At 73.2% G+C, this 19,988-nt stretch carries 17 protein-coding genes; 2 read left to right on the top strand and 15 right to left on the bottom strand.

The features are described from left to right. Nucleotides 1-345: 345 nt before the first annotated feature. The 13 genes from ACFCZF_RS30645 to ACFCZF_RS30585 all read right to left on the bottom strand — a co-directional run bounded on the left by ACFCZF_RS30645 (nt 346) and on the right by ACFCZF_RS30585 (nt 14,018). Nucleotides 346-1,335 carry an alpha/beta hydrolase gene (locus ACFCZF_RS30645; RefSeq protein WP_376674387.1) on the bottom strand — a complete coding sequence of 330 codons (990 nt, stop codon included), beginning with the start codon at nt 1,333-1,335 and terminating at the stop codon, nt 346-348. A gap of 175 nt (nt 1,336-1,510) precedes the next feature. Then, a complete protein-coding gene (locus ACFCZF_RS30640) occupies nt 1,511-2,500 on the bottom strand; it encodes a prolyl oligopeptidase family serine peptidase (protein ID WP_376674386.1) in 990 nt (329 codons plus the stop codon). Nucleotides 2,501-2,679: 179 nt separating this feature from the next. After that, entirely contained in the window at nt 2,680-3,879 is a 1,200-nt protein-coding gene (gene kynU, locus ACFCZF_RS30635) for a kynureninase (protein ID WP_376674385.1), read from the bottom strand. Next, nucleotides 3,872-4,687 carry a tryptophan 2,3-dioxygenase family protein gene (locus ACFCZF_RS30630; protein ID WP_375922082.1) on the bottom strand — a complete coding sequence of 272 codons (816 nt, stop codon included), beginning with the start codon at nt 4,685-4,687 and terminating at the stop codon, nt 3,872-3,874. Before ACFCZF_RS30630 ends, kynU begins: the two co-directional genes overlap by 8 nt. A 149-nt stretch (nt 4,688-4,836) precedes the next feature. Then, complete coding sequence (locus ACFCZF_RS30625; RefSeq protein WP_375922085.1) at nt 4,837-5,250, bottom strand: DUF3151 domain-containing protein; 414 nt, start codon at nt 5,248-5,250, stop codon at nt 4,837-4,839. Between the two features lie 178 nt (nt 5,251-5,428). Further along, a complete protein-coding gene (gene fbaA, locus ACFCZF_RS30620; RefSeq protein WP_376674384.1) occupies nt 5,429-6,460 on the bottom strand; it encodes a class II fructose-bisphosphate aldolase in 1,032 nt (343 codons plus the stop codon). A gap of 134 nt (nt 6,461-6,594) precedes the next feature. Next, the gene (gene pyrE, locus ACFCZF_RS30615; protein WP_376674383.1) at nt 6,595-7,143 is read right to left on the bottom strand and encodes an orotate phosphoribosyltransferase; all 549 of its coding nucleotides are present in this window, start codon (nt 7,141-7,143) and stop codon (nt 6,595-6,597) included. A gap of 10 nt (nt 7,144-7,153) precedes the next feature. Next, on the bottom strand, nt 7,154-7,951 hold the full coding sequence (locus ACFCZF_RS30610; RefSeq protein WP_376674382.1) for an aldose 1-epimerase: 798 nt from the start codon (nt 7,949-7,951) through the stop codon (nt 7,154-7,156). A 295-nt stretch (nt 7,952-8,246) separates the two neighbouring features. Further along, nucleotides 8,247-9,146, bottom strand: a complete 900-nt coding sequence (locus ACFCZF_RS30605; RefSeq protein ID WP_376674381.1) for an SRPBCC domain-containing protein — start codon at nt 9,144-9,146, stop codon at nt 8,247-8,249. A gap of 73 nt (nt 9,147-9,219) precedes the next feature. Continuing rightward, entirely contained in the window at nt 9,220-9,933 is a 714-nt protein-coding gene (locus ACFCZF_RS30600; protein ID WP_376674380.1) for a response regulator, read from the bottom strand. Next, complete coding sequence (locus tag ACFCZF_RS30595; RefSeq protein ID WP_376674379.1) at nt 9,930-11,126, bottom strand: sensor histidine kinase; 1,197 nt, start codon at nt 11,124-11,126, stop codon at nt 9,930-9,932. The genes ACFCZF_RS30600 and ACFCZF_RS30595 overlap by 4 nt, the downstream gene beginning before the upstream one ends. Nucleotides 11,127-11,612: 486 nt before the next feature. After that, entirely contained in the window at nt 11,613-13,361 is a 1,749-nt protein-coding gene (locus tag ACFCZF_RS30590; protein WP_376674378.1) for a polyamine aminopropyltransferase, read from the bottom strand. Between the two features lie 120 nt (nt 13,362-13,481). After that, on the bottom strand, nt 13,482-14,018 hold the full coding sequence (locus ACFCZF_RS30585) for a DUF2617 family protein (RefSeq protein WP_375922103.1): 537 nt from the start codon (nt 14,016-14,018) through the stop codon (nt 13,482-13,484). A gap of 865 nt (nt 14,019-14,883) precedes the next feature. On the opposite strand from ACFCZF_RS30585, the gene ACFCZF_RS30580 reads away from it, so the two are divergent. Beyond that, the gene (locus ACFCZF_RS30580) at nt 14,884-16,074 is read left to right on the top strand and encodes a pyridoxal phosphate-dependent aminotransferase (protein WP_376674377.1); all 1,191 of its coding nucleotides are present in this window, start codon (nt 14,884-14,886) and stop codon (nt 16,072-16,074) included. Nucleotides 16,075-16,151: 77 nt separating this feature from the next. On the opposite strand, the gene ACFCZF_RS30575 is transcribed toward ACFCZF_RS30580, so the two are convergent. Beyond that, entirely contained in the window at nt 16,152-16,688 is a 537-nt protein-coding gene (locus ACFCZF_RS30575) for a YbjN domain-containing protein (protein ID WP_376674376.1), read from the bottom strand. Nucleotides 16,689-16,944: 256 nt separating this feature from the next. Here ACFCZF_RS30575 and ACFCZF_RS30570 point away from each other — a divergent pair, with 256 nt between their 5' ends. Beyond that, nucleotides 16,945-17,088 (top strand): hypothetical protein, encoded by a 144-nt coding sequence (locus tag ACFCZF_RS30570; protein WP_376674375.1) that lies wholly within the window; start codon nt 16,945-16,947, stop codon nt 17,086-17,088. An 83-nt stretch (nt 17,089-17,171) separates the two neighbouring features. Here the strand turns inward: ACFCZF_RS30570 and clpB are convergent, their stop codons facing one another. Beyond that, the gene (gene clpB / locus ACFCZF_RS30565) at nt 17,172-19,772 is read right to left on the bottom strand and encodes an ATP-dependent chaperone ClpB (protein ID WP_376674374.1); all 2,601 of its coding nucleotides are present in this window, start codon (nt 19,770-19,772) and stop codon (nt 17,172-17,174) included. Nucleotides 19,773-19,988: the final 216 nt, after the last annotated feature.

Below are 19,988 nucleotides of genomic sequence, written 5' to 3'. Positions count from 1 at the left end.
CGAAGAAGTCCCTGCCGGGTGGCGGCGCCGCGAAGGAGTCCCAGCCGGCCGGTGGCGCCGCGAAGGAGTCCCAGCCGGCCGGTGGCGCCGCGAAGAAATCCCAGCCGGCCGGTGGCGTCGCCGCGAAGAAGTCCCTGCCGGGTGGCGGCGCCGCGAAGGAGTCCCTGCCGGTCGGTGGCGCCGCGAAGTTCCTGCCGGGCGGCGGCGCGGCGCAGCCCCTGCCGGGGAGCGATGCCGCGAAGGTCCCGCCCGGTGACGGCGCGGCGAAGCCCTTGCCGGGCGGCGGCACCGCGCCCCCGGTTCGGCGCGGCGGGCGGGAGACTCGGGCGCGTCGTTCGGGTCGCCTCAGTCATGGGTCACCTCCGTGGTCTCGCCCAGGGCGATCCGGGCCAGGTTCGTCAGGGAGACGGAGCCGGTGTCGAAGTAGTCGCTGTGGCCGCCGTCGCCGGCCGCGAAGACCCGGGCGCCGAAGGCCGGGGAGACCGGGTCGGTGCCGAAGCCGACGGTGGAGCCGAAGAGGTCGGCGCTGAGGTGCGGCACATGCTCCACCCAGTCGTCGGCGCCCCGGGCCGCCCAGACCCTGGCGCTCGTGTGCAGGCCCGCGGCGGAGTCGGCGCCGGTGCCGGGGCTGCCGACCAGGGCGATGTCGGCGACGTCCAGGCCGTCGGCGGCGCGGGCGCAGACCACCGAGCCGTAGGAGTGACAGAGCAGGGTGAGGAGGGTGTCGGGGCCTGTGATGCCGCGCAGGTCGTCGACCAGGGCGCGCAGCTTCGGGGCGGCCCGGTCGGCGCGGCCGGTGGTGGCGACCGTGGTGCTGACGGTGCCCGGCGTCTCGTAGCCCAGCCAGGCCACGACCGCCGTGCGCGTGCCCTCGGGTGCCTCGGCGGCGAGCTGCCGGTGCAGGGCGAGGGCGGCGGTACGGAACCGGCCGTACGTGTCGAGGCTGGTGTCGGAACCCGGGACCAGGACGGCGACGCGGTCGGCGCGGGCCAGGTCGCCGAAGACCTCCGTGGCCAGTCCGGCGCCCCGGCCGTCGAAGGCGAGCAGACACCGGGACGGGTCGGCCATCGAGCGGTCCGCCGCCGCGCGGTGCCGGTCGCCGTGGGCGGCGGCCATCCGGGACGCCTCGGCGGCGTTGCCCCGGTTGGCGGCGTACGCCTCCTCCAGCGTGCCGGCCGTCGGCACCGCGAGCACGGCGGGAGCCGGGGCGGGGATCTCGGGGCGCGCGGCACCGGAGAGGGGGAGGACCACGGCGCCACAGATGAGCGCGGCGAGGACAGTCCGACGCCATCTGCTCACGCGTCGCCGCCAACGTACCGCCGTCCCGGGCCCCATGGCCTCTCCCCTCCAGCTCGCCCGACCATCGGGCTCGTCTGTAAGGGAAGTTATGAATCGCGCCGGGTAACCCGCGTCCCGCCGGGGAGCTCACCTGCGGGCTAGCTCTCAGGTACTACGGGTACGACCGCAAGGGCTCACCAGCCCAGTCGAGGCTCACCAGGCCAGCCGGGGCTCACCAGGCCAGCTGCGCGATCTCCTCCGCCACCACCGCGCACGCGTCCGCCGCCGGGTCGATCAGCGGATAGTGGCCGACGTCCTCCAGCAGCGTCACGCCCACCACCTCCCCCGCCTTCGCCGCCGCGTCGGCATACGCCTCGGCGACCGCCTGCGGAACGTCCACGTCGGCACGGCCCTGAACGAGGGTCGTCGCGATGCCGGTGGGCAGCAGCAGGGCCGGGTCCGCGTAGGGCCGACGTTCGGCGAAGTGTGCTTCTCCGCCGAGGAATTGCCGCGTCGCACCGCCGCACACGTCGAGCTTGTCGGCGACCTCGAAGTCGGCGATCGGCGCGAGCGCGACCACACCGCGCAGGGGCGCCGGGCGGTCGATGCGCCAAGGGGCGTCGGCGGGCAGCAGGTGCCGGGCGGCCGCCCACAGGGCGAGGTGGCCGCCGGCGGAGTGGCCGGTGAGCACGACACGGCGCGCGTCGGCCTGCGGAAGGTGCTGCCGTACCAGCGCGGGCAGGGCGTCCAGCGCGGCGGCCACATCGTCGAAGGTGTCGGGCCAGCGCCCCGCGACGGGATCCCCCGCGCCGCCGCCCTCCACACCGGCGCCCTCCACACCGACGCCCTCCGCACCGGCACCGACGCCCTCCGCACCGTCCGACCCGCCGGTCCCGCCCGCGCCGGACGCACCGCGCCGGTACTCCACACTGGCCACGGCTAGGCCGCGCCCGGCGAGGAAGCCGGCGAACGGGCTGACATGGCGGCGGTCGTACGGTGCCCGCCACGAACCTCCGTGCAGGACGACCACCACGGGAGCGGCGCCGCCCGGTCCGCCCGCCCCGCGCGGGACGTAGAAGTCGATCACCTGGTCGGGATGGTCGCCGTACACAGCGGTGCTGTCGGGGTCGACCGCCGGGTGCGAGAAGGCCGATTTCTCCTCCGCGGCCTCCGCGGCGTCCCTCGCGGCAGCGGTGCCCGGTTCTGCGGCGGCGTCCGGCATGCTCAACCTCTCAGCGGCAAAACGGTGTTGGCGGCCCGGGGGAATGAAATCGGCCGTTGGCGGGACGGTATCAGGCCGGTGACGTGCGCGGACATGGGGATGTAACGCTGGGTGAGGACCAGGCGATCCGCGACCAGGCGATCCGCGACCAGGCGATCCGCCCGGTCCTCACCCGCCCGTCACCCCAGCGTCTCCGCCAGCACCCGCGCCGCCCGCTCCACGTCAGCGAAGCCGACGTACAGCGGGGTGAAGCCGAAGCGCAGGACGTCCGGGGCGCGGAAGTCTCCCACCACCCCGCGCTCGATCAGGCGCTTCATCACGTCCCCCGCGTCGGCACAGCGCAGTGCGATCTGGCTGCCCCGCTCGGCGTGCGCCGCCGGAGTCACCGACTCCACCAGGCCGTCCGGGACGTACTCCCCGACGCAGCGCAGGAAGAAGTCCGTCAGCGCCAGGGACTTGGCCCGGACCGCCGCCACCGACACCGCGTCCTCGTCCCACACGTCCAGCGCCGCCTCCAGGGCGAGCAGGGAGAGGATGTCCGGCGTGCCGACCCGGCCGCGCACCGCGCCGGACGCCGGGGCGTACGCGGACCGCATGCCGAAGGGCTCGGCGTGCGAGTTCCAGCCCGGCAGCGGGGAGTCGAAACGGTCCTGGAGGTCGCGGCGCACGTACAGGTACGCGGGCGAACCTGGTCCGCCGTTGAGGTACTTGTAGGTGCAGCCGACCGCCAGGTCGACGCCGTATTCGTCGAGCCCGACCGGCAGCGCGCCCGCGCTGTGGCACAGGTCCCAGACGACGTACGCCCCCGCCGCGTGCACCGCCGCCGTGAGCGCGGGCAGGTCGTGCAGCCGGCCCGTGCGGTAGTCGACGTGGTTGAGCAGGACCGCGGCGGTACGGTCGCCGAGCGCCGACGGCACCTCGGACGGGGCGACCGGGCGCAGGGTGCGGCCCGTCATCCGGGCCGCCGACTCGGCGATGTACCCGTCCGTGGGGAAGGTGGTGGCGTCGACGAGGATCTCGTCCCGGCCCACGTCCGCCATCCGTACGGCGGCGACGAGCGCCTTGAAGACGTTGACGCTCGTGGAGTCGCCCACCACGATCTGCCCGGCCGCCGCCCCGACCAGCGGGGCGATCCGGTCGCCGATCCGCTCGGGCGCGGTCCACCAGCCGCTCTCCTCCCAGGACCGGATGCGCAGCTCGCCCCACTGACGGCGTACGACGTCCTCCACGCGCGCGGGGACACCGGTCGGGAGGGCGCCGAGCGAGTTGCCGTCCAGGTAGACGACGTCGTCCAGGACGAACCGCTCGCGCAGCGCAGCCAGCGCGTCGGCGGCGTCCAGTTTCTCGGCCTCGGCCGCCGCTTCGACAAGCTCAGACATACGACCGCGCCGTCCACAGTTCGGGGAACACGTTGTTCCGGGCCCGCTTCTCCAGCCAGGCCACCCCGGCGGAGCCGCCCGTGCCGGTCTTGGAGCCCATCGCGCGGCGGGTGGCGACCAGGTGGTCGTTGCGCCAGCGCCACACCAGCTCGGCGACGTCGGTGAGCGCCTCGCCGAGGCGGGCCAGCTCGCCGTTCTGGTCGCCCGCGTAGACGGCCGTCCAGGCGGCCTCCACCTCGGGCGCCGCCTCGTACTTCCGGGTGACGTCGCGCTGGAGGACCGCGTCCGGGATGTCGTACCCGCGCCGGGCGAGCAGCCGGACCACCTCGTCGTACAGGCTCGGCTCGTGCAGCGCCTTCTCCAGCTCCGCGTGGACGCGCGGGGCGCCGCGGTGCGGGACGAGCATGGACGCGGACTTGTCGCCGAGCAGGAACTCCAGTCGGCGGTACATCGCCGACTGGAAGCCGGAACCCTCACCAAGGGCGCTGCGGTACGAGTTGAACTGGGCGGGGGTGAGCCCCGCGAGCGGCGTCCAGGAGGCGTTCAGCGCCTCCAGCTCCCGCACGGAACGCTTCAGCGCGTCCCTCGCCACGTCGGTCCGGTCCTCGCGCAGGGCGCGGGCCGCGGTCTCCCACTCGTGGACGATGACGGTGAACCACAGCTCCATGACCTGGGTCGTGACCAGGAAGACCATCTCTCCGGGATCGTCGGAGAGGGTGTGCTGGAGGTGGGTGAGCACGTCCGCCTTGACATAGTCCTCGTACGGCGTGCTGCCCTCGAAGTCGAGATTCGGGGCTTCGTGGGACATCGCTGTCTCCTGCTGTGCACTACGGGTAGCGGTCCGCCCTGCCGTTACCGACACGGGGCCCCGGTCCCCAACGTCATCCTCCGCAATGGTCGCAGGAAACCGCAAGGCCCGCCTGCGCACGGCAGACGGGCCACACGGCGCACGGGAGACTAACCGAGTACCTCGGCCGCCGCCGGCGAGGAGTCCTTCAGGAACTGGCTGCAGCGCTCGTACTCCTCCTTCTCGCCGATCGCCTGGGCGGCGCGGGCGAGGGCGTGCAGGGCGCGCAGGAAGCCGCGGTTCGGCTCGTGCTCCCAGGGCACCGGGCCGTGGCCCTTCCAGCCGCTGCGGCGCAGGGCGTCCAGGCCGCGGTGGTAGCCGGTACGGGCGTACGCGTACGACTCCACGACGCCGCCCCGCTCGAACGCCTCGTCGGCCAGCTGGGCCCAGGCCAGCGAGGACGTCGGGTACTTCGCGGCGACATCGGCGGGCGAGGTCCCGCCCGCCAGCAGCTCGCGCGGCCCGGGGTCGTCGGGGAGGTGGGTCGGGGGCGGTCCCCCGAGGAGGTTCTCGTGAATGGCCATGGGCACAAGTCTGCGCCATGCCGTCGGCATACGTACGAGGGCCCGGCACCGCAGGAGAATCCTGGCGGTGCCGGGCCCGTCGCGGACGACACGGCGCGGACGACACAGCGCGGACGGCGCCCGGTGGGGCACGGACGACGCGCGGTGGCGGCGCGCGGTGGCGGCGCGCGCGGTGGCGTTACTTGATCTTCTGGCCCGCCGAGCGCAGGTGGCCACAGGCCTCGACGACGCGCGCGGCCATGCCGGCCTCGGCCAGCTTGCCCCAGGTGCGCGGGTCGTAGGTCTTCTTGTTGCCGACCTCGCCGTCGACCTTCAGGACGCCGTCGTAGTTGCTGAACATGTGGTCGGCGACCGGACGCGTGAAGGCGTACTGGGTGTCCGTGTCGATGTTCATCTTGACCACGCCGTTCTCCAGCGCGGTCGCGATCTCCTCGGCGGAGGAGCCGGAGCCGCCGTGGAAGACGAAGTCGAACGGCTTGCTGCCGGCCGGCTGACCGTACTTCGCGGCGATGCCCTCGTTCAGCTCCTTGAGCAGCTCGGGGCGGAGCACGACGTTGCCCGGCTTGTACACGCCGTGCACGTTGCCGAAGGAGGCGGCGAGCAGGTAGCGGCCCTTGTCGCCGAGGCCGAGGGCCTCGACGGTGCGGACCGCGTCGTCGACCGTGGTGTAGAGGGAGTCGTTGATCTCGTGGGAGACGCCGTCCTCCTCGCCACCGGTCGGGGTGATCTCGACCTCAAGGATGATCCTGGCGGCGCGGGCGCGCTCCAGCAGCTCCGTGGCGATGGAGAGGTTGTCGCCGAGCGTCTCCGCGGAGCCGTCCCACATGTGGGACTGGAACAGCGGGTTGCGGCCGGCCTTGACGCGCTCCTCGGAGACCGCCAGCAGCGGACGCACATACGCGTCGAGCTTGTCCTTCGGGCAGTGGTCCGTGTGCAGGGCGACGGTGACGTCGTACTTCTCGGCCACGATGTGCGCGAACTCGGCGAGGGCGACGGCGCCGGTCACCATGTCCTTGTTGTGCTGGCCGCCCAGGAACTCGGCGCCGCCGGTGGACATCTGGATGATGCCGTCGCTCTCCGCCTCCGCGAAACCGCGCAGGGCCGCGTGCAGCGTCTGGGAAGAGGTCACGTTGATGGCCGGGTAGGCGAACTTTCCTGCCTTCGCCCGGTCCAGCATCTCGTTGTAGACCTCGGGAGTTGCGATGGGCATCTGTCCGCTCCTTGTATGTGCGGGTGGGCGTGAAACGTGCTTACAGGCCCTGACCTAGAACTGGGGGGCGACGTCATCGTCGGCCCCATCTTTCCAGACGAAGCGGGATACTCCGAGTGGACGTCCGCCCTGGCTCAGTCCAGGCCCAGCTCGTCCTTGTCGTACGCGTACAGGTACGGCACCCCGGCGCCGTCCTGGATCTTCTCGGCGGCGCCCGTCGCCCGGTCGACGATCGTCGCGACGGCCACGACCTCGGCACCGGCCTCGCGCACGGCCTCGACGGCGGTGAGCGGGGAGCCGCCGGTGGTGGAGGTGTCCTCGACGACCAGGACGCGGCGGCCCCTGATGTCCGGGCCCTCGACGCGGCGCTGCAGGCCGTGCGCCTTGGCGGCCTTGCGGACGACGAAGGCGTCCAGCTTCCGGCCCCGCGCGGCGGCCGCGTGCAGCATGCTCGCGGCGACCGGGTCGGCGCCCATGGTCAGCCCGCCCACCGCGTCGAAGTCCAGGTCGGCGGTCAGGTCAAGGAGCACCTGCCCCACCAGCGGCGCCGCCTCGCCGTCGAGGGTGATGCGGCGCAGGTCGACGTAGTAGTCGGCCTCAAGACCCGAGGAGAGGGTCACCTTGCCGTGCACCACGGCCTTGTCCTTGATCTGCTGCAGCAGCGCCGCGCGTACGTCCGTCATGCCGACCAGCTTAGAGCCGGGTCCAGCTCCAGGTCGTCGTGGCCTCCAGCGGCTCCAGGGGCGTGACCAGGCGCGGGAGGGTGTTCAGGCCGTTGGGCGGCCCGGTCTGCGGCTCCACGCAGACGGCGGCCTCCTGCTCGTCGTAGACCACGGCCCACCGTTCGGGGCTGGTCACCCTCAATTCCAGACGCTCCGGCCAGGTGAGGGTGACGTCGACGCCGTCCGGCATGCCGAAGCAGTCGTCCCAGGGGCCCGGTTTCGGGTCGAGGCGGTTGCCGGTGGGCAGGTGGTCGTCGCCGCGCTCCTCCTGCCAGGCGGGGTCGAAGGCGATCGCGACGCCGGCCCCGTCCGCGCCGTCGAGGGTCCGGTTGAACCAGGGGTGCCAGCCGATCTGCGCCGGGAAGGACGACTCGTACGTCTCCACGGACATCGTCAGCGTCAGCGCGTCCTCGGCGAGGGCGACCACCTGGGTGACGCGGCCGGAGTAGGGCCAGGGGTCGACGAGGTCGTACGTGATGACGGCCTCGTTCCCGGTGACGCGGGCGGTGCGCCAGGCGGCGTCGCGGGCGGTGCCGTGGATGGCGTGCGGCGGGGAGTTGAGCGGCATCTGGTGGACGACGGCGCCGTCCCGGAAGCGGCCCTCGCGGATCCGGCCGCACCAGGGGACCATCGGGAAGCAGCCATAGCGCTGTCCCTGGCGGAGCAGCTCCGTGCCGCCGACGCGCAGCCCGCCGATCCGGCCGCCGTTGCCCGGCAGCACGGTCGCCTCCGCGTCACCCGCGGTCAGCGTGATGGGTTCGTTACTCACGCCACGACCCTACTGGGGCGATCAAGGGCGCCCCACCCGGCCGGCTCGGCGGGGTCCGGCGCCGGGGTCCGGCGGCGGGGGCTGGGGTGCGGTTCGGTTGCGGGGGCTGGGGTGCGGTTCGGTTGCGTTGCTGGGGTGCGGTTCGGCTGCGGGGCTGGGGCGCGGTTCGGTGCGGCTCGGCTGAGCTGCGGTCCGGCTGCGACGGCTCAGCTGCGGCTGAGCTGGGCTGCGGCTCAGCTGCGGCTGAGCCGGGCCGCGGCTGAGTTGGGACGTGGCCGAGCTGGGACGGGGCGGTTCAGCGGCGCCTGCGCAGCGCGCGGCCCACCACGATCGCCGACGCCACGACCAGCGCCGCCGCCGGGGCGGCCCAGCGCAGGGGGGCACCGGCCGCGCCCGCTTGGGGTGCGGGGACGGGGGCGTACCGGCCGCGGGGCGGGGCGTGGTCCACCTCCTCGGCACTGCGGCCGATCATCGTGCGGCGCGCGTGCGCGGCCTCGGCGGCGGGCGGCTCGGCGGCTTCGGGGGTGGCGGGGGCTTCGCGGGCGTCGGAGGCGGCGGGGGCTTCGGGGGTGGCAGGGGCGTCGGGGGCGGAAGGGGCGTCGGGGGTGGCAGGGGCTTCGGGGGTGGCAGGGGCCGCAGGGGCATCCGGCTCGCCCTGCTCGCCCTCGTCCGTGTCCGCGAGGGACGGCGGGGGCACCTCGGTGTCGAAGACGGAGGTGCGCCGCGGCTCCGACCCCGCCTCGGACTGCTCCGGCTCCCGATCCCGCTCCGCCACCGCCGCCGCGCCCAGGTTCGCCGCGAACCGGGTCAGCAGCCGGGCCGTGGCCGACGTCACCGACTCCTCGGGCAGCTCCGTGACGCGCCCGTCCGCGGTGGCCGTCCCGGCGAACGTGAGGGTGGAGCCGCCGTCCGCGTCCGCCACGCGGAGGGTGAGCGACAGCGTGACCGTGCCGGTGCCGCGCGACTCGGTGGCGTCGCCCTCGACGGCGTACGCACCGTCCTCGCGCGCGGACAGCCGCAGGGAGCCCCGGTAGGTGATGGAGTGACTGCCGATGCGCACCTTGAGCCGTCCCGCGACGGGCTCGGCACCGGCGTCCTGCTGGAGCCCCGGGACCGCCCGGGCGACCCGGACGGGGTCGGCCAGCACGTCCCTGAGCCGCTCGGCCGGAACCGGAACGAACACCTCATGCTCCATGTCACGCCACCCTACCCAGCGGGCGCCCGGCGCACCCCCCGTCGGCACAAAGTCACCCGCCACCTCCCACGCCTTAAGCGCTTCCCGGCGTCACCAGTCCCGTCTCGTACGCCACCACCACCGCCTGCGCCCTGCTGGTCAGGCCCAGCTTGGTCATCGTGCGGTTGAGGTGGGTCTTCACCGTGGCCTCGCTGATGAACAGGCGGTCGGCGGCCTCGGCGTTGCTCAGGCCGCGGGCCACCAGTTTCAGGACCTCGGCCTCGCGGGTGGTCAACGCCGTCAGCCCGGGCGGCGGGCCCGCCTCCGACGGATCCGGCCGGCCCGTGTCCGACATCCGCGTGAACGCCTCCACCAGGCGCCGGGTGACCGCGGGGGCGAACAGCGCGTCGCCGCCGTGCACCGCGGTGACCGCGGCCAGCAGCCGTTCGGGGCCGGCGTCCTTGAGCAGGAAGCCGGAGGCGCCCGCGCGCAGGGCGCCGTACACGTACTCGTCGAGATCGAAGGTGGTCAGGACCAGGACGCGGGGTGCGGGGTCCACCGCCTCGGCGAGGATCCGCTCGGTGGCCTGGATGCCGGTCATGCCTGGCATGCGGATGTCCATGAGGACGACGTCCGGCCGGGTCCGCGCGGCCAGCGCCACCGCCTCGACGCCGTCGGCCGCCTCACCGACGACCTCCATGCCCGGGGCGGCGCGCAGCAGCGCGGCCAGTCCGCTGCGGACGAGGAACTGGTCGTCGACGACGAGCAGCCGGATCGGGGCGTCCGTCGGGTGGTTCGCGTCGGTCATTCCCTGACAGCGTCTCCCCGGCGTGCGGTCTGGACCGGCGTCGGCAGGGTCAGGCGCACGCCGAATCCCCCCTCGCTGCGCGGGCCGACGACGATCGTCCCGCCGTAGAGCTTGGCCCGCTCCCGCATCCCGATCAAGCCATGGCCGCCGCGCTCGGGGATTGTGTCCGAATCCGCCCCCTCCCGGCGTCCCCCCGCCGGACCTGCCCCGGCCCCGTCTCCGTCTCCGTCGTCGGTTACCGACACCGTCACTTCGCCCGCTCGGTAGGCGAGTTCGACGGTGGCGTTCGCTCCGGGCGCGTGCTTGAGCGCGTTGGTGAGGGCCTCCTGCACCACCCGGTAGACGCACAGCTGAACGCCGGGCGGCAGAGGGCGTGGTGCGCCCGTGACGCGCAGTTCCACGCCCACGCCGCCGGAACGCACCCGGGTGACCATCTCGTCCAGCTGGTCGAGGCCGGGAGCGGGGGCACCGACCGCGCCCTGCACGCCGTCGGCACGCAACAGGCCGAGCATGCGGCGCAGTTCGGCGAGGGCCTCGCCGCTGGCGCCCTCGATGGTGTCCAGGGCGCCGCGCGCGGTGCGGGCGTCGGAGTGGAAGACGAAGCGGGCCAGTCCGGCCTGGACGTTGATGACGGCGATGTGGTGGGCGACCACGTCGTGCAGTTCGCGGGCGATCCGGACGCGTTCCTCGGCTACCTCGCGCCGGGCCCGGTCGGCCTGTTCGGCACGTAGCTGCCGGGTCAGTTCACCGGTCCGCCGGGCCACGTACCCGAACCGCCACAGCACCAGCGGGAAGCCCACGGCCTGCCCCACGACCGACGCCATCGCCTCGGCGTCGCTGACCACCCCGGCGTAGATCCAGACACCGGCGAGCAGGGCGGCGCAGGCGGCGGCGGTGCGGGTGGGGCGCAGGGAGGCGACGGTGTTGACGGCGAGCATCGGGCCGAAGGAACCGACCACGGGCCAGTAGCCGAGGGTGACGTAGACCGCCCAGCAGGCGTGGACGGCGAGGCAGACGGTGACGGGGGCGCGGGTACGCAGGGCGAGCGGGAGGTTCAGCAGGGCGACGAGCGTCCAGGCGAGCGGGTCGAGCGGCGGCCACCCCTGGGCGACGGCCTCGGTGCCGAGCAGGACGGCCACGGTCGTCAGCGCCGCGGCGATCAGGCCGTCGGCCGCCAGGGGGTGCAGGCGCATGGCGGCAGCGTAGGTCCGCCCGTCCGGCGACGGCGTCCTCCTTCCGCCGTACCGCGGAAGTTGCAGGAACCGGGCGCCTACCGCGCTGGGTTGGGCCCCGTATCCACCCACTGCGGGATTCCGGGGCGGGCGGGACGGCCATAGGTTCTCGGTGCGAACGATCCGCAGGGGGGTGTGGCGGCCCGTCCCGTATCCGGGGGAGGGTCGGGCCGCCGCATGGAACTCGTTCGTACAGGGGGCGTTGCTCAGAGGCGCGGAGGCTCTGGGGCGCGGGTGCGGGTGCGGGCGCGGGGGCTCGGAGGCGCGGAGGCGCGGAGGCGCGGAGGCTCTGGGGCGCGGGTGCGGGCGCGGGGGCGCGGGGGCGCGGGGGCGGGTGCGCGAGTGCGCGGAGACGCGGGTGCGCGGAAGCGCGCAGGCTCCGGGGCGCGGGTGCCCGGAAGCGCGCAGGCTCCGGGGCGCGGGTGCGCGGAAGCGCCGAGCGCGGGCTCAGTACCGCGGATGCACCAGCGTCGACGGCGGCAGGCCGTCGATCCGGGTGCGGGACGCGGTGCGGGCGTCCTCGGCCAGGGACCGGGGTGTGAGGGTGTGCGGGCGGGGGGCCGCCGGTTCGAGGCGCAGGGCGGGCGGCGTGCGGGCGGCCAGGAGGAAGCCCCAGTCGCGGGGGGCGTTCGGGGTGGCGGCCGTGCGGTCGGGGCCCGGTGCGAAGCCGGTGTCCCGGGCGGCGACGCGGTAGGGGGCGGTCCGCAGACCGGCCGCGTGGAGCGTCGCGTCCACCGTCCAGAAGGCCCGCGGACGTGCGGAGAGCGGGCCGGCGTGCACGACCAGCCGCCCGTCGGGGGCGAGCACCCGCCGGAGCAGGCCGTAGAACTCCTGCGAGTACAGCTTCGTGCTGGCCGTGATGCCCGGGTCGGGCAGGTCCGAGATCACCACGTCGTACGTCGCGGTGGGCGTGGAGCGCAGCCGGCGGAAGGCGTCCGCCGTGGTGACGTGGACGCGCGGATCGCCGTAGGCGTGCTCGTTCAGCGCGGACAGGCCGGGGTCGTGCCGGGCCAGCCGGGCGAGCCCGGGGTCGAGTTCGACGACGTCGACGCGGCGCACGTCCGGGTGGCGCAGCACCTCCCGCGCGGCGAGGCCGTCGCCGCCTCCGAGGATCAGCACGCGCGCGTGCGGGCCGCTCATCGCGGGGTGCACCAGCGCCTCGTGGTATCGCCGCTCGTCGCTGCCGCTGACCCGCAGCCGGCCGTCCAGGAACAGATCGAGCGGCCGGCCGTCGGCGCCGCCGGTGAGGACGACCTCCTGCACGTCGGTCTGTACGGCCACGCGGACGTCCTGGCCGTACACGGCGTGCCGGGCGGCGCGTTCGAAGTCGTCGGCGAGGACGGTCGCCGTGGCGAGGAGGGCGAGTACGACGGCGTTGGCGGCCAGCAGCAGCCAACGGGCCCGGCGGGTCATGTCCCGCCGGAACAGGCCGAGGACCAGGGCGGCGCCGACGAGCGCGTTGACGGTGCCGGTGAGCAGCGCGCCGGTCAGCTGGCCGAGGAAGGGCAGCAGTACGAAGGGGAAGGCGAGGCCGCCGACGAGCGCGCCGACGTAGTCCGCGGCGAACAGGTCGGCGACGGCGCCGCCCGCGTCCTGGCGGCGGACGCGCTGGATCAGCTCCATCAGCAGCGGCACCTCGGCGCCGATCAGCACGCCGATGGCGAGCGAGAAGGCGACCAGGAGGAAGCGCGGGCCGTCGGCCCACAGACCGCCCCAGCCGCCGGTCCAGGCGAAGACGGCGTACAGCACCATCGCGCTGGAGCCGCCGACGAGGGCGAGCACGGCCTCGACCGCGCCGAAGCCGGCCGCCGCGAAACGTCGCAGCCGTTTGGCGGCGAGTGAGCCGAGGCCCATGGCGAAGACCATGACGGACAGGACGACGGACGCCTGGGTGACCGAGTCGCCGATCAGGTACGAGGCGAGGGCGACGAGTTCGAGTTCGTACACGAGCCCGCAGGCCGCGCAGACGAATACGCCGGCCAGCACCAGGAACCGCCCGACGGCCGGCCGAACGGGCAGCCGCGCCGGCCCACCGAGACCGGAGGGGCCAGAGGAACCGGAAGGGCCGGAGGAACCGGAGCCGGTGGGGCTGGGAGAGCCGGTGGGGCCGGGAGAGCCGGTGGGGCTGGGAGAGCCGCCAGGGCCGCCCCAGGACGGCGGAGAGCCGGGCGGGGCGGGCGCGTGCGGTTCGATCACGGGGTGACGTTACGTCACTCCCGCACTGCGCTTCGTCACCCACACGTGTGAAACTGACGTTCTGTCGGGCACCACAGGTTTATCCCGCCCGGACCGCCCGGACCCCCGCCCCGCACCCGCTCACACCCCGGACGGGCTGAGCTGCGACGTCGGTACCCGGACACCCACCCGGGTCCGGGTCGCCACCAAGTGGCCGTCCTGCGGATAGGCGTGCCAGGTCCGCCAGTGCACCTGCCCCTCGTGCCGATGGGCCAGCAGCGCGGTGAAGGCGTGCGGGCTGCCGGGGAAGACGCCGGCCAGCCCGTGCGGATGGTCGGCGACCAGGGCCAGCAGCTCCTGGGCACGTCCGGCGAAGGAACCCGGCGTCAGCACCTCCACGCGGGCGGCGAACTCGTACTCCCAGTCGCCCTTGCGCTTGGCGACGCCCAGCGGAAGGGGGGTGCTGCTGCCGGGGATGCACGCCACCGTCTCCGAACAGCTTCCCCGCTCCTCCTCCAGCAGGACTTGATGAGAGGCCCCCAGGAGTCGCAACTGCATCTTCGCGCCGGTCAGTTCGAGATCGAGACTGGCGAGCGCGGGCAGCGGCTCGCGCCCCAGGGCCCAGGCGAGGTCGGCCGCGCGCGTGTCGGTGTAGGCGGTTTTCAGGGTCGTGAGCATGGATCGGCTCCGCAAGCACACAAGGAGAGGAAGGTGTGGGGCCTACGCGTCCCGGTCACTGCCGGAGATGCGGCCCGCTCAGCCCAGTCGGCCGGTCAGGAGGGGGGTCAACAGGTCGTCCGAGGAGCTGCGTTGGTGATGGAGAGGGAATCATGAACTGTGGCGCCGCCACAGCGTTTTTACCCAACTTCGTGGGGTTTCCATCCCTCAGGGGGCTCCCCAGCTCAACTGTTCAACCAGGGCGCACACCCCGCCCGCGCGGCGCGCGCCGGTGCGTGGGAGCGCCCGCCGGGCGTGATCCCCGGCGGGCGCTCGTGGGGACGCGGGGCCCGGCCCCAGGCGCGGGGCCCCTGGCGGGGATGCGGTTCCCCCTGTGGGAGCTCAGCTGCCCCGTGTCAGCTGCCTCCACCGCATCCGCCGCCGCCCCCTCCCCCACAGGACGACGACCCGCCTCCGCAGGACGAGCCGCCACCGCAGGAGGAGCCTGTGTTGTACCCGCCGGCGGAGCCCGTGTGGTGCCCGCCGGATGACGAGTCGCCGGCCCACCAGCTGTTCCGGCGGCCGCGGCCTCGGCCTCGGTCGCGGTTGCCTCCGCCGCCGCTCCGCGCGCCGGCCAGGAGCCCCATGACAACCAGGGCACCGAACACGATCAGGATGATGCCGATGACCATGGCGCCACCCTCCTTCCGCTTCCCGGGCTTCCGCCCGGAGTTCCCCCGAAGCAGCCCCCCGTTGGGCGCCTCGCTGCCTGTGTGAGACTCGCTGTGACGCTGTGAATCTCGTTGCGTGAACGGGAGATGCCCCTCGCCACCACGCCCCAAAGCAGAGTTGAGGAACTCCAGAGCTTCGGCGCAGGATGACCGCCATGACCTCCATGAGCTCCAGCGCCCGCCCCTTCCTCAACCGCCGGCTCGCCGAGTTCGGGACGACGATCTTCGCGGAGATGTCCTCCCTGGCCGCGCGGACCGGGGCGATCAATCTGGGCCAGGGCTTCCCGGACACCGACGGTCCCGAGGAGATCCGGGAGGCCGCCGTACGGGCACTGCGCGACGGGCGCGGCAACCAGTACCCGCCGGGCCCCGGCGTCCCGGAGCTGCGCACCGCCGTCGCCGCCCACCAGCAGCGCCGCTACGGCCTGTCCTTCGACCCGGACACCGAGGTCCTGGTCACCGCCGGAGCCACGGAGGCCATCGCGGCCTCCCTGCTCGCCCTGCTGGAGCCCGGCGACGAGGTCGTCGCGCTGGAGCCGTACTACGACTCGTACGCGGCCAGCATCGCGATGGCGGGCGGCACGCGCGTACCCGTGACCCTGCGCCCCCACGAAGGCACTTTCCGCCTCGACCTCGACGAGCTGCGCGACGCCGTCACCGACCGCACCCGCCTGCTGCTGCTGAACACCCCGCACAACCCGACGGGCACCGTCCTGACCCGCGACGAACTCGCGGCCGTCGCCGAGCTGGCCGTGGCACGGGACCTGCTGGTGGTGACGGACGAGGTCTACGAGCACCTGGTCTTCGACGAGGCCGAGCACATCCCGCTCGCGTCCTTCCCGGGCATGCGCGAGCGCACGGTGACCATCGGGTCGGCCGGCAAGACGTACTCCTTCACGGGCTGGAAGGTCGGCTGGATCACCGCAGTGCCCGCCCTGGTCACGGCGGTCCGCTCGGCCAAGCAGTACCTGACGTACGTGGCCTCCGGGCCCTTCCAGTACGCGGTCGCCGAGGCCCTCGCGCTGCCCGACTCGTACTTCGCCGCCTACCGCGAGGACATGCAGGCCAAGCGGGACCTGCTGGCGACCGGCCTGGAAGAGGCGGGCTTCGGCGTCTACCGCCCCGCCGGGACGTACTTCGTCACCACCGACATCCGCCCCCTCGGCGAGAGCGACGGCTTCGCCTTCTGCCGCGGCCTGCCGGAACGCGCCGGCGTCGTCGCCGTCCCCAACGCGGTCTTCTACGACCACCGGGAGGCTGGCGCCCCGTTCGTCCGGTTCGCGTTCTGCAAGCGGACCTCGGTACTGGAGGAGGCCGTGCGGCGGCTGAAGACGCTGGCGGGGTGAACGGTGTAGCGGGATGAACGGCGAGAGCCCGGCCCCGGCAGCACTGCCAGGGCCGGGCTCTCCTCACACGGGACGGACTATGCGCCGTCCTCGTCCGTCGGCTTCTCCGACTCGTTGACCTCCTGCTCCAGGCCGAGCTGCTCCACGAGCCACCGGTCGAACTCGATGGCGGCGCGGACCCAGCTGACCGTCGAGGAGACGAAGTGCTCCAGGCTGATGCCCATGCCGATCAGCATCTGGGCCTCGCCGATCAGGCGGACCGTGCCGTCGTCGTGGGTGTGGGAGTACACCTTGGGCCACAGGGTGCGCCGGTTCCAGTCGTCGATCGACTCCAGCAGCTGCGGCTTCTCGTCGATCTGGTGGGGCCGGTCGTAGAACGTCCGCACCGAGAAGACCTGCTGGTCACCCTCGCCGCGGAACATGAAATACGTACGGAACTGCTCCCACGGCGCCGCGAGGTCACCCTCGTCGTCGACGACATACTTCAGCTCCATCTGTTCGAGGAGCTGCTTCACAAGATCCTGATCCGGGACGACGGGGCCCGCCGGTCCTTGGGGCTGCGGCTCGGGCTGCTTGCCCCCGAAGTTCGGAATCGAGGACGGGTCGATGGTCACCGTGAATTTCCCTTCGTACGGATCTGGCCATCCTCCCCCATGCGGGGAGGGGCGTGGCAAGCCCGCCGGGGCCCTGTCAGCCCTGGGCTGACATGATCCGGCCGGTCGGGTGGACGCGGGGCGGACGGAGACGGGCCACGGTGCGGACACGGAACGCGGCGGCGGGGCACGCGGGTCCGAACCGGACGACCGGAACGCCGGCGAGGCCGCCCTGCCGGACGGCGCGCGGCCGGTCGGGGGGTGCGCGACGCAGGGCTTGCAGGACATTCATGACAGCGCGACCTTCCGCATGCCGGGCACGGGTGTCCAGGACCGGCCGGCGCACACCTCCCCGGACGCGCCCGCGCCCGCGACGGAGTTCTGCGCGGGCGTCGACGTCGACGTCGACCTCACCGTGTGACGCACGGCGGCCCGCCACCCACCGGGGGTGACGGGCCGCCACGCATCGCGCCGTGCCTTCAGCGTCTTGCCGCCCTACCCGCCCTACAGCTTCTTGCCGCTCGCGGCCGGACCCACGATCAGGTCGTCGCCGAAGCGGTCCACGCGGACCGAGTCGCCGTCCTTGATCTCGCCGGAGAGGATCTCCCGGGCGAGGCGGTCACCGATCGCGGTCTGTACGAGGCGACGCAGCGGGCGTGCGCCGTACGCCGGGTCCATGCCCTCGTCGGCCAGCCAGGTCAGGGCCTCGTCGGTGACCTCGAGGGTGAGGCGGCGCTCGGCGAGCCGCCGGGCCAGGGAGCCGGTCTGGAGCCGCGCGATGCGGCTCAGCTCGTCCTTGTTGAGGGCCGAGAAGACCACGAGGTCGTCGAGCCGGTTGAGGAACTCCGGCTTGAAGGACGCCCGGACCACGTCCAGGACCTGCTGCTTCTTCTCCGCCTCACCGGTCATCGGGTCGACCAGGTACTGGCTGCCCAGGTTGGAGGTGAGGACCAGGATGGTGTTGCGGAAGTCGACGGTACGGCCCTGCCCGTCGGTGAGGCGCCCGTCGTCCAGCACCTGGAGCAGGATGTCGAAGACCTCAGGGTGCGCCTTCTCCACCTCGTCGAGCAGCACGACGGTGTACGGCCGCCGCCGCACGGCCTCGGTGAGCTGGCCGCCCTCCTCGTACCCGACGTATCCGGGCGGCGCGCCGACCAGCCGCGCCACGCTGTGCTTCTCGCTGTACTCGCTCATGTCGATGCGGACCATCGCCCGCTCGTCGTCGAAGAGGAAGTCGGCGAGCGCCTTGGCCAGCTCGGTCTTGCCGACACCGGTCGGCCCGAGGAAGAGGAAGGACCCGGTGGGCCGGTCGGGGTCGGCGATCCCCGCCCTGCTCCGTCGTACGGCGTCGGAGACGGCCCGCACGGCCTCCCTCTGCCCGATGAGCCGCTTGCCCAGCTCGTCCTCCATCCGCAACAGCTTCTGCGTCTCGCCCTCCAGCAGCCGCCCAGCGGGGATGCCGGTCCAGGAGGCGACGACGTCCGCGATGTCGTCGGCGCCGACCTCCTCCTTGACCATGGTGTCCCGGGCAACCTCCTCCTCGGCCTCGGAGGCAGCCTCCAGGTCCCTTTCGAGGGTCGGGATCTCGCCGTAGAGCAGCTTGCTGGCCGTGTCGAAGTCACCGTCGCGCTGGGCCCGTTCTGCCTGGCCGCGCAGCTCGTCGAGCTTCTCCTTCAGCTCACCGACCCGGTTGAGGGACTGCTTCTCCTTCTCCCAGCGGGCGGTGAGGCCGCGCAGCTCCTCCTCCTTGTCGGCGAGATCGCGCCGCAGCCGCTCCAGCCGTTCCAGGGACGCGGCGTCCGTCTCCTTGCCGATCGCCAGCTCCTCCATCTTCAGCCGGTCGACGGCACGCTGGAGTTCGTCGATCTCGACGGGGGACGAGTCGATCTCCATACGCAGCCGCGAGGCGGCCTCGTCGACGAGGTCGATGGCCTTGTCGGGCAGGAAGCGGGAGGTGATGTACCGGTCGGAGAGACTGGCGGCGGCCACCAGCGCACTGTCCGCGATCTGCACCTTGTGGTGCGCCTCGTACCGCCCCTTGAGCCCGCGCAGGATCGCGATGGAGTCCTCGACGGTCGGCTCGGCGACGAGCACCTGCTGAAAGCGCCTTTCGAGGGCGGGGTCCTTCTCGATCCGCTCCCGGTACTCGTCCAGCGTCGTGGCGCCGACCATGCGCAGCTCGCCACGCGCCAGCATGGGCTTGAGCATGTTCCCGGCGTCCATGGCGGAGTCCCCGCCGGCCCCGGCGCCGACGACGGTGTGCAACTCGTCGATGAAGGTGATGATCTGCCCGTCGGAGTCCTTGATCTCGGCGAGGACGGTCTTCAGCCGCTCCTCGAACTCGCCCCGGTACTTGGCCCCGGCGACCATGGCGCCGAGGTCCAGCGCGACCAGCCGCTTGTTCTTCAGCGACTCGGGCACGTCCCCCTTGACGATCCGCTGGGCGAGCCCTTCCACGACGGCGGTCTTGCCGACGCCGGGCTCGCCGATGAGGACGGGGTTGTTCTTGGTGCGCCGGCTGAGCACCTGCACCACACGCCGGATCTCCTGGTCCCGCCCGATGACGGGATCGAGCCTGCCCTCCCGGGCGGAGGCGGTGAGGTCGGTGCCGAACTTCTCCAGCGCCTTGTACTGGCCCTCGGGGTCGGCCGTGGTCACGCGGCGTCCTCCCCTGGCCTTGCGGAAGGCCTCCTGCAGCTTCTTCGCACTGGCTCCCTGCCCCTCCAGTACCTCACCGGCCGCGCCGCCCTTCGCGGCGATGCCGAGGAGCAGGTGCTCGGTGGAGAGGTACTCGTCCCCGAGATCCTTGGCGCGGGCCTGGGCGTCGGCGACCACGGCGAGCATCTCACGGCTGGGCTGCGGCGGTGCGACCGTGGACCCGGTCACGCTGGGCAGCCCGGCGACGATGCGCTCGGCGCCGGTGCGCACGGCGGCGAGATCGGCCTCGACCGCGGCGAGCAGGTCGGTGATGTTCTCGTTGTCCTGCCCCTGGAGCAGAGCCAGGAGCAGGTGGGCGGGGGTGAGGTCGGCGTTTCCCTCGGTCACGGCCCGGTTGCTGGCCGCGTTGATCGCGTCCCGGCTCCGGTTGGTCAGCTCGGCGTCCACGTTCTGGCTCTCCTCCTCGCGTCGGCCGTCGGCGGTCCGGCCGTGTCTCCCAGTGCTGACTCAGACAACGTACACAAAGTTGAGTCTATTCCACTCAAGGAGAAAACGGCCGCGGGTGCCCGCCGGGTGCCACCAGGGTGCCCACTTCCCCCGCACGAGAGCCTTTTCGGCCAGCCTGGGAGCAGGGTCGAAACCCCGAAATGTCGCCGAAAACGA

It is taken from the genome of Streptomyces sp. NPDC056296, from assembly GCF_042268605.1.
Lineage (GTDB): Bacteria > Actinomycetota > Actinomycetes > Streptomycetales > Streptomycetaceae > Streptomyces.
Note: the sequence above shows the minus strand (reverse complement) of the source record. Positions and strands in the feature narration are given on the sequence as shown.

What these genes read in the sequence shown, in the direction of transcription:
- ACFCZF_RS30600 (WP_376674380.1), bottom strand. Translation starts at nt 9,933, where the DNA reads ATGACCGACGCGAACCACCCGACGGACGCCCCGATCCGGCTGCTCGTC.
- pyrE (WP_376674383.1), bottom strand. Translation starts at nt 7,143, where the DNA reads ATGACGGACGTACGCGCGGCGCTGCTGCAGCAGATCAAGGACAAGGCC.
- ACFCZF_RS30630 (WP_375922082.1), bottom strand. Translation starts at nt 4,687, where the DNA reads ATGTCCCACGAAGCCCCGAATCTCGACTTCGAGGGCAGCACGCCGTAC.
- ACFCZF_RS30640 (WP_376674386.1), bottom strand. Translation starts at nt 2,500, where the DNA reads ATGCCGGACGCCGCCGCAGAACCGGGCACCGCTGCCGCGAGGGACGCC.
- ACFCZF_RS30605 (WP_376674381.1), bottom strand. Translation starts at nt 9,146, where the DNA reads ATGGAGCATGAGGTGTTCGTTCCGGTTCCGGCCGAGCGGCTCAGGGAC.
- fbaA (WP_376674384.1), bottom strand. Translation starts at nt 6,460, where the DNA reads ATGCCCATCGCAACTCCCGAGGTCTACAACGAGATGCTGGACCGGGCG.
- ACFCZF_RS30585 (WP_375922103.1), bottom strand. Translation starts at nt 14,018, where the DNA reads ATGCTCACGACCCTGAAAACCGCCTACACCGACACGCGCGCGGCCGAC.
- ACFCZF_RS30645 (WP_376674387.1), bottom strand. Translation starts at nt 1,335, where the DNA reads ATGGGGCCCGGGACGGCGGTACGTTGGCGGCGACGCGTGAGCAGATGG.
- ACFCZF_RS30580 (WP_376674377.1), top strand. Translation starts at nt 14,884, where the DNA reads ATGACCTCCATGAGCTCCAGCGCCCGCCCCTTCCTCAACCGCCGGCTC.
- kynU (WP_376674385.1), bottom strand. Translation starts at nt 3,879, where the DNA reads ATGTCTGAGCTTGTCGAAGCGGCGGCCGAGGCCGAGAAACTGGACGCC.
- ACFCZF_RS30595 (WP_376674379.1), bottom strand. Translation starts at nt 11,126, where the DNA reads ATGCGCCTGCACCCCCTGGCGGCCGACGGCCTGATCGCCGCGGCGCTG.
- ACFCZF_RS30625 (WP_375922085.1), bottom strand. Translation starts at nt 5,250, where the DNA reads ATGGCCATTCACGAGAACCTCCTCGGGGGACCGCCCCCGACCCACCTC.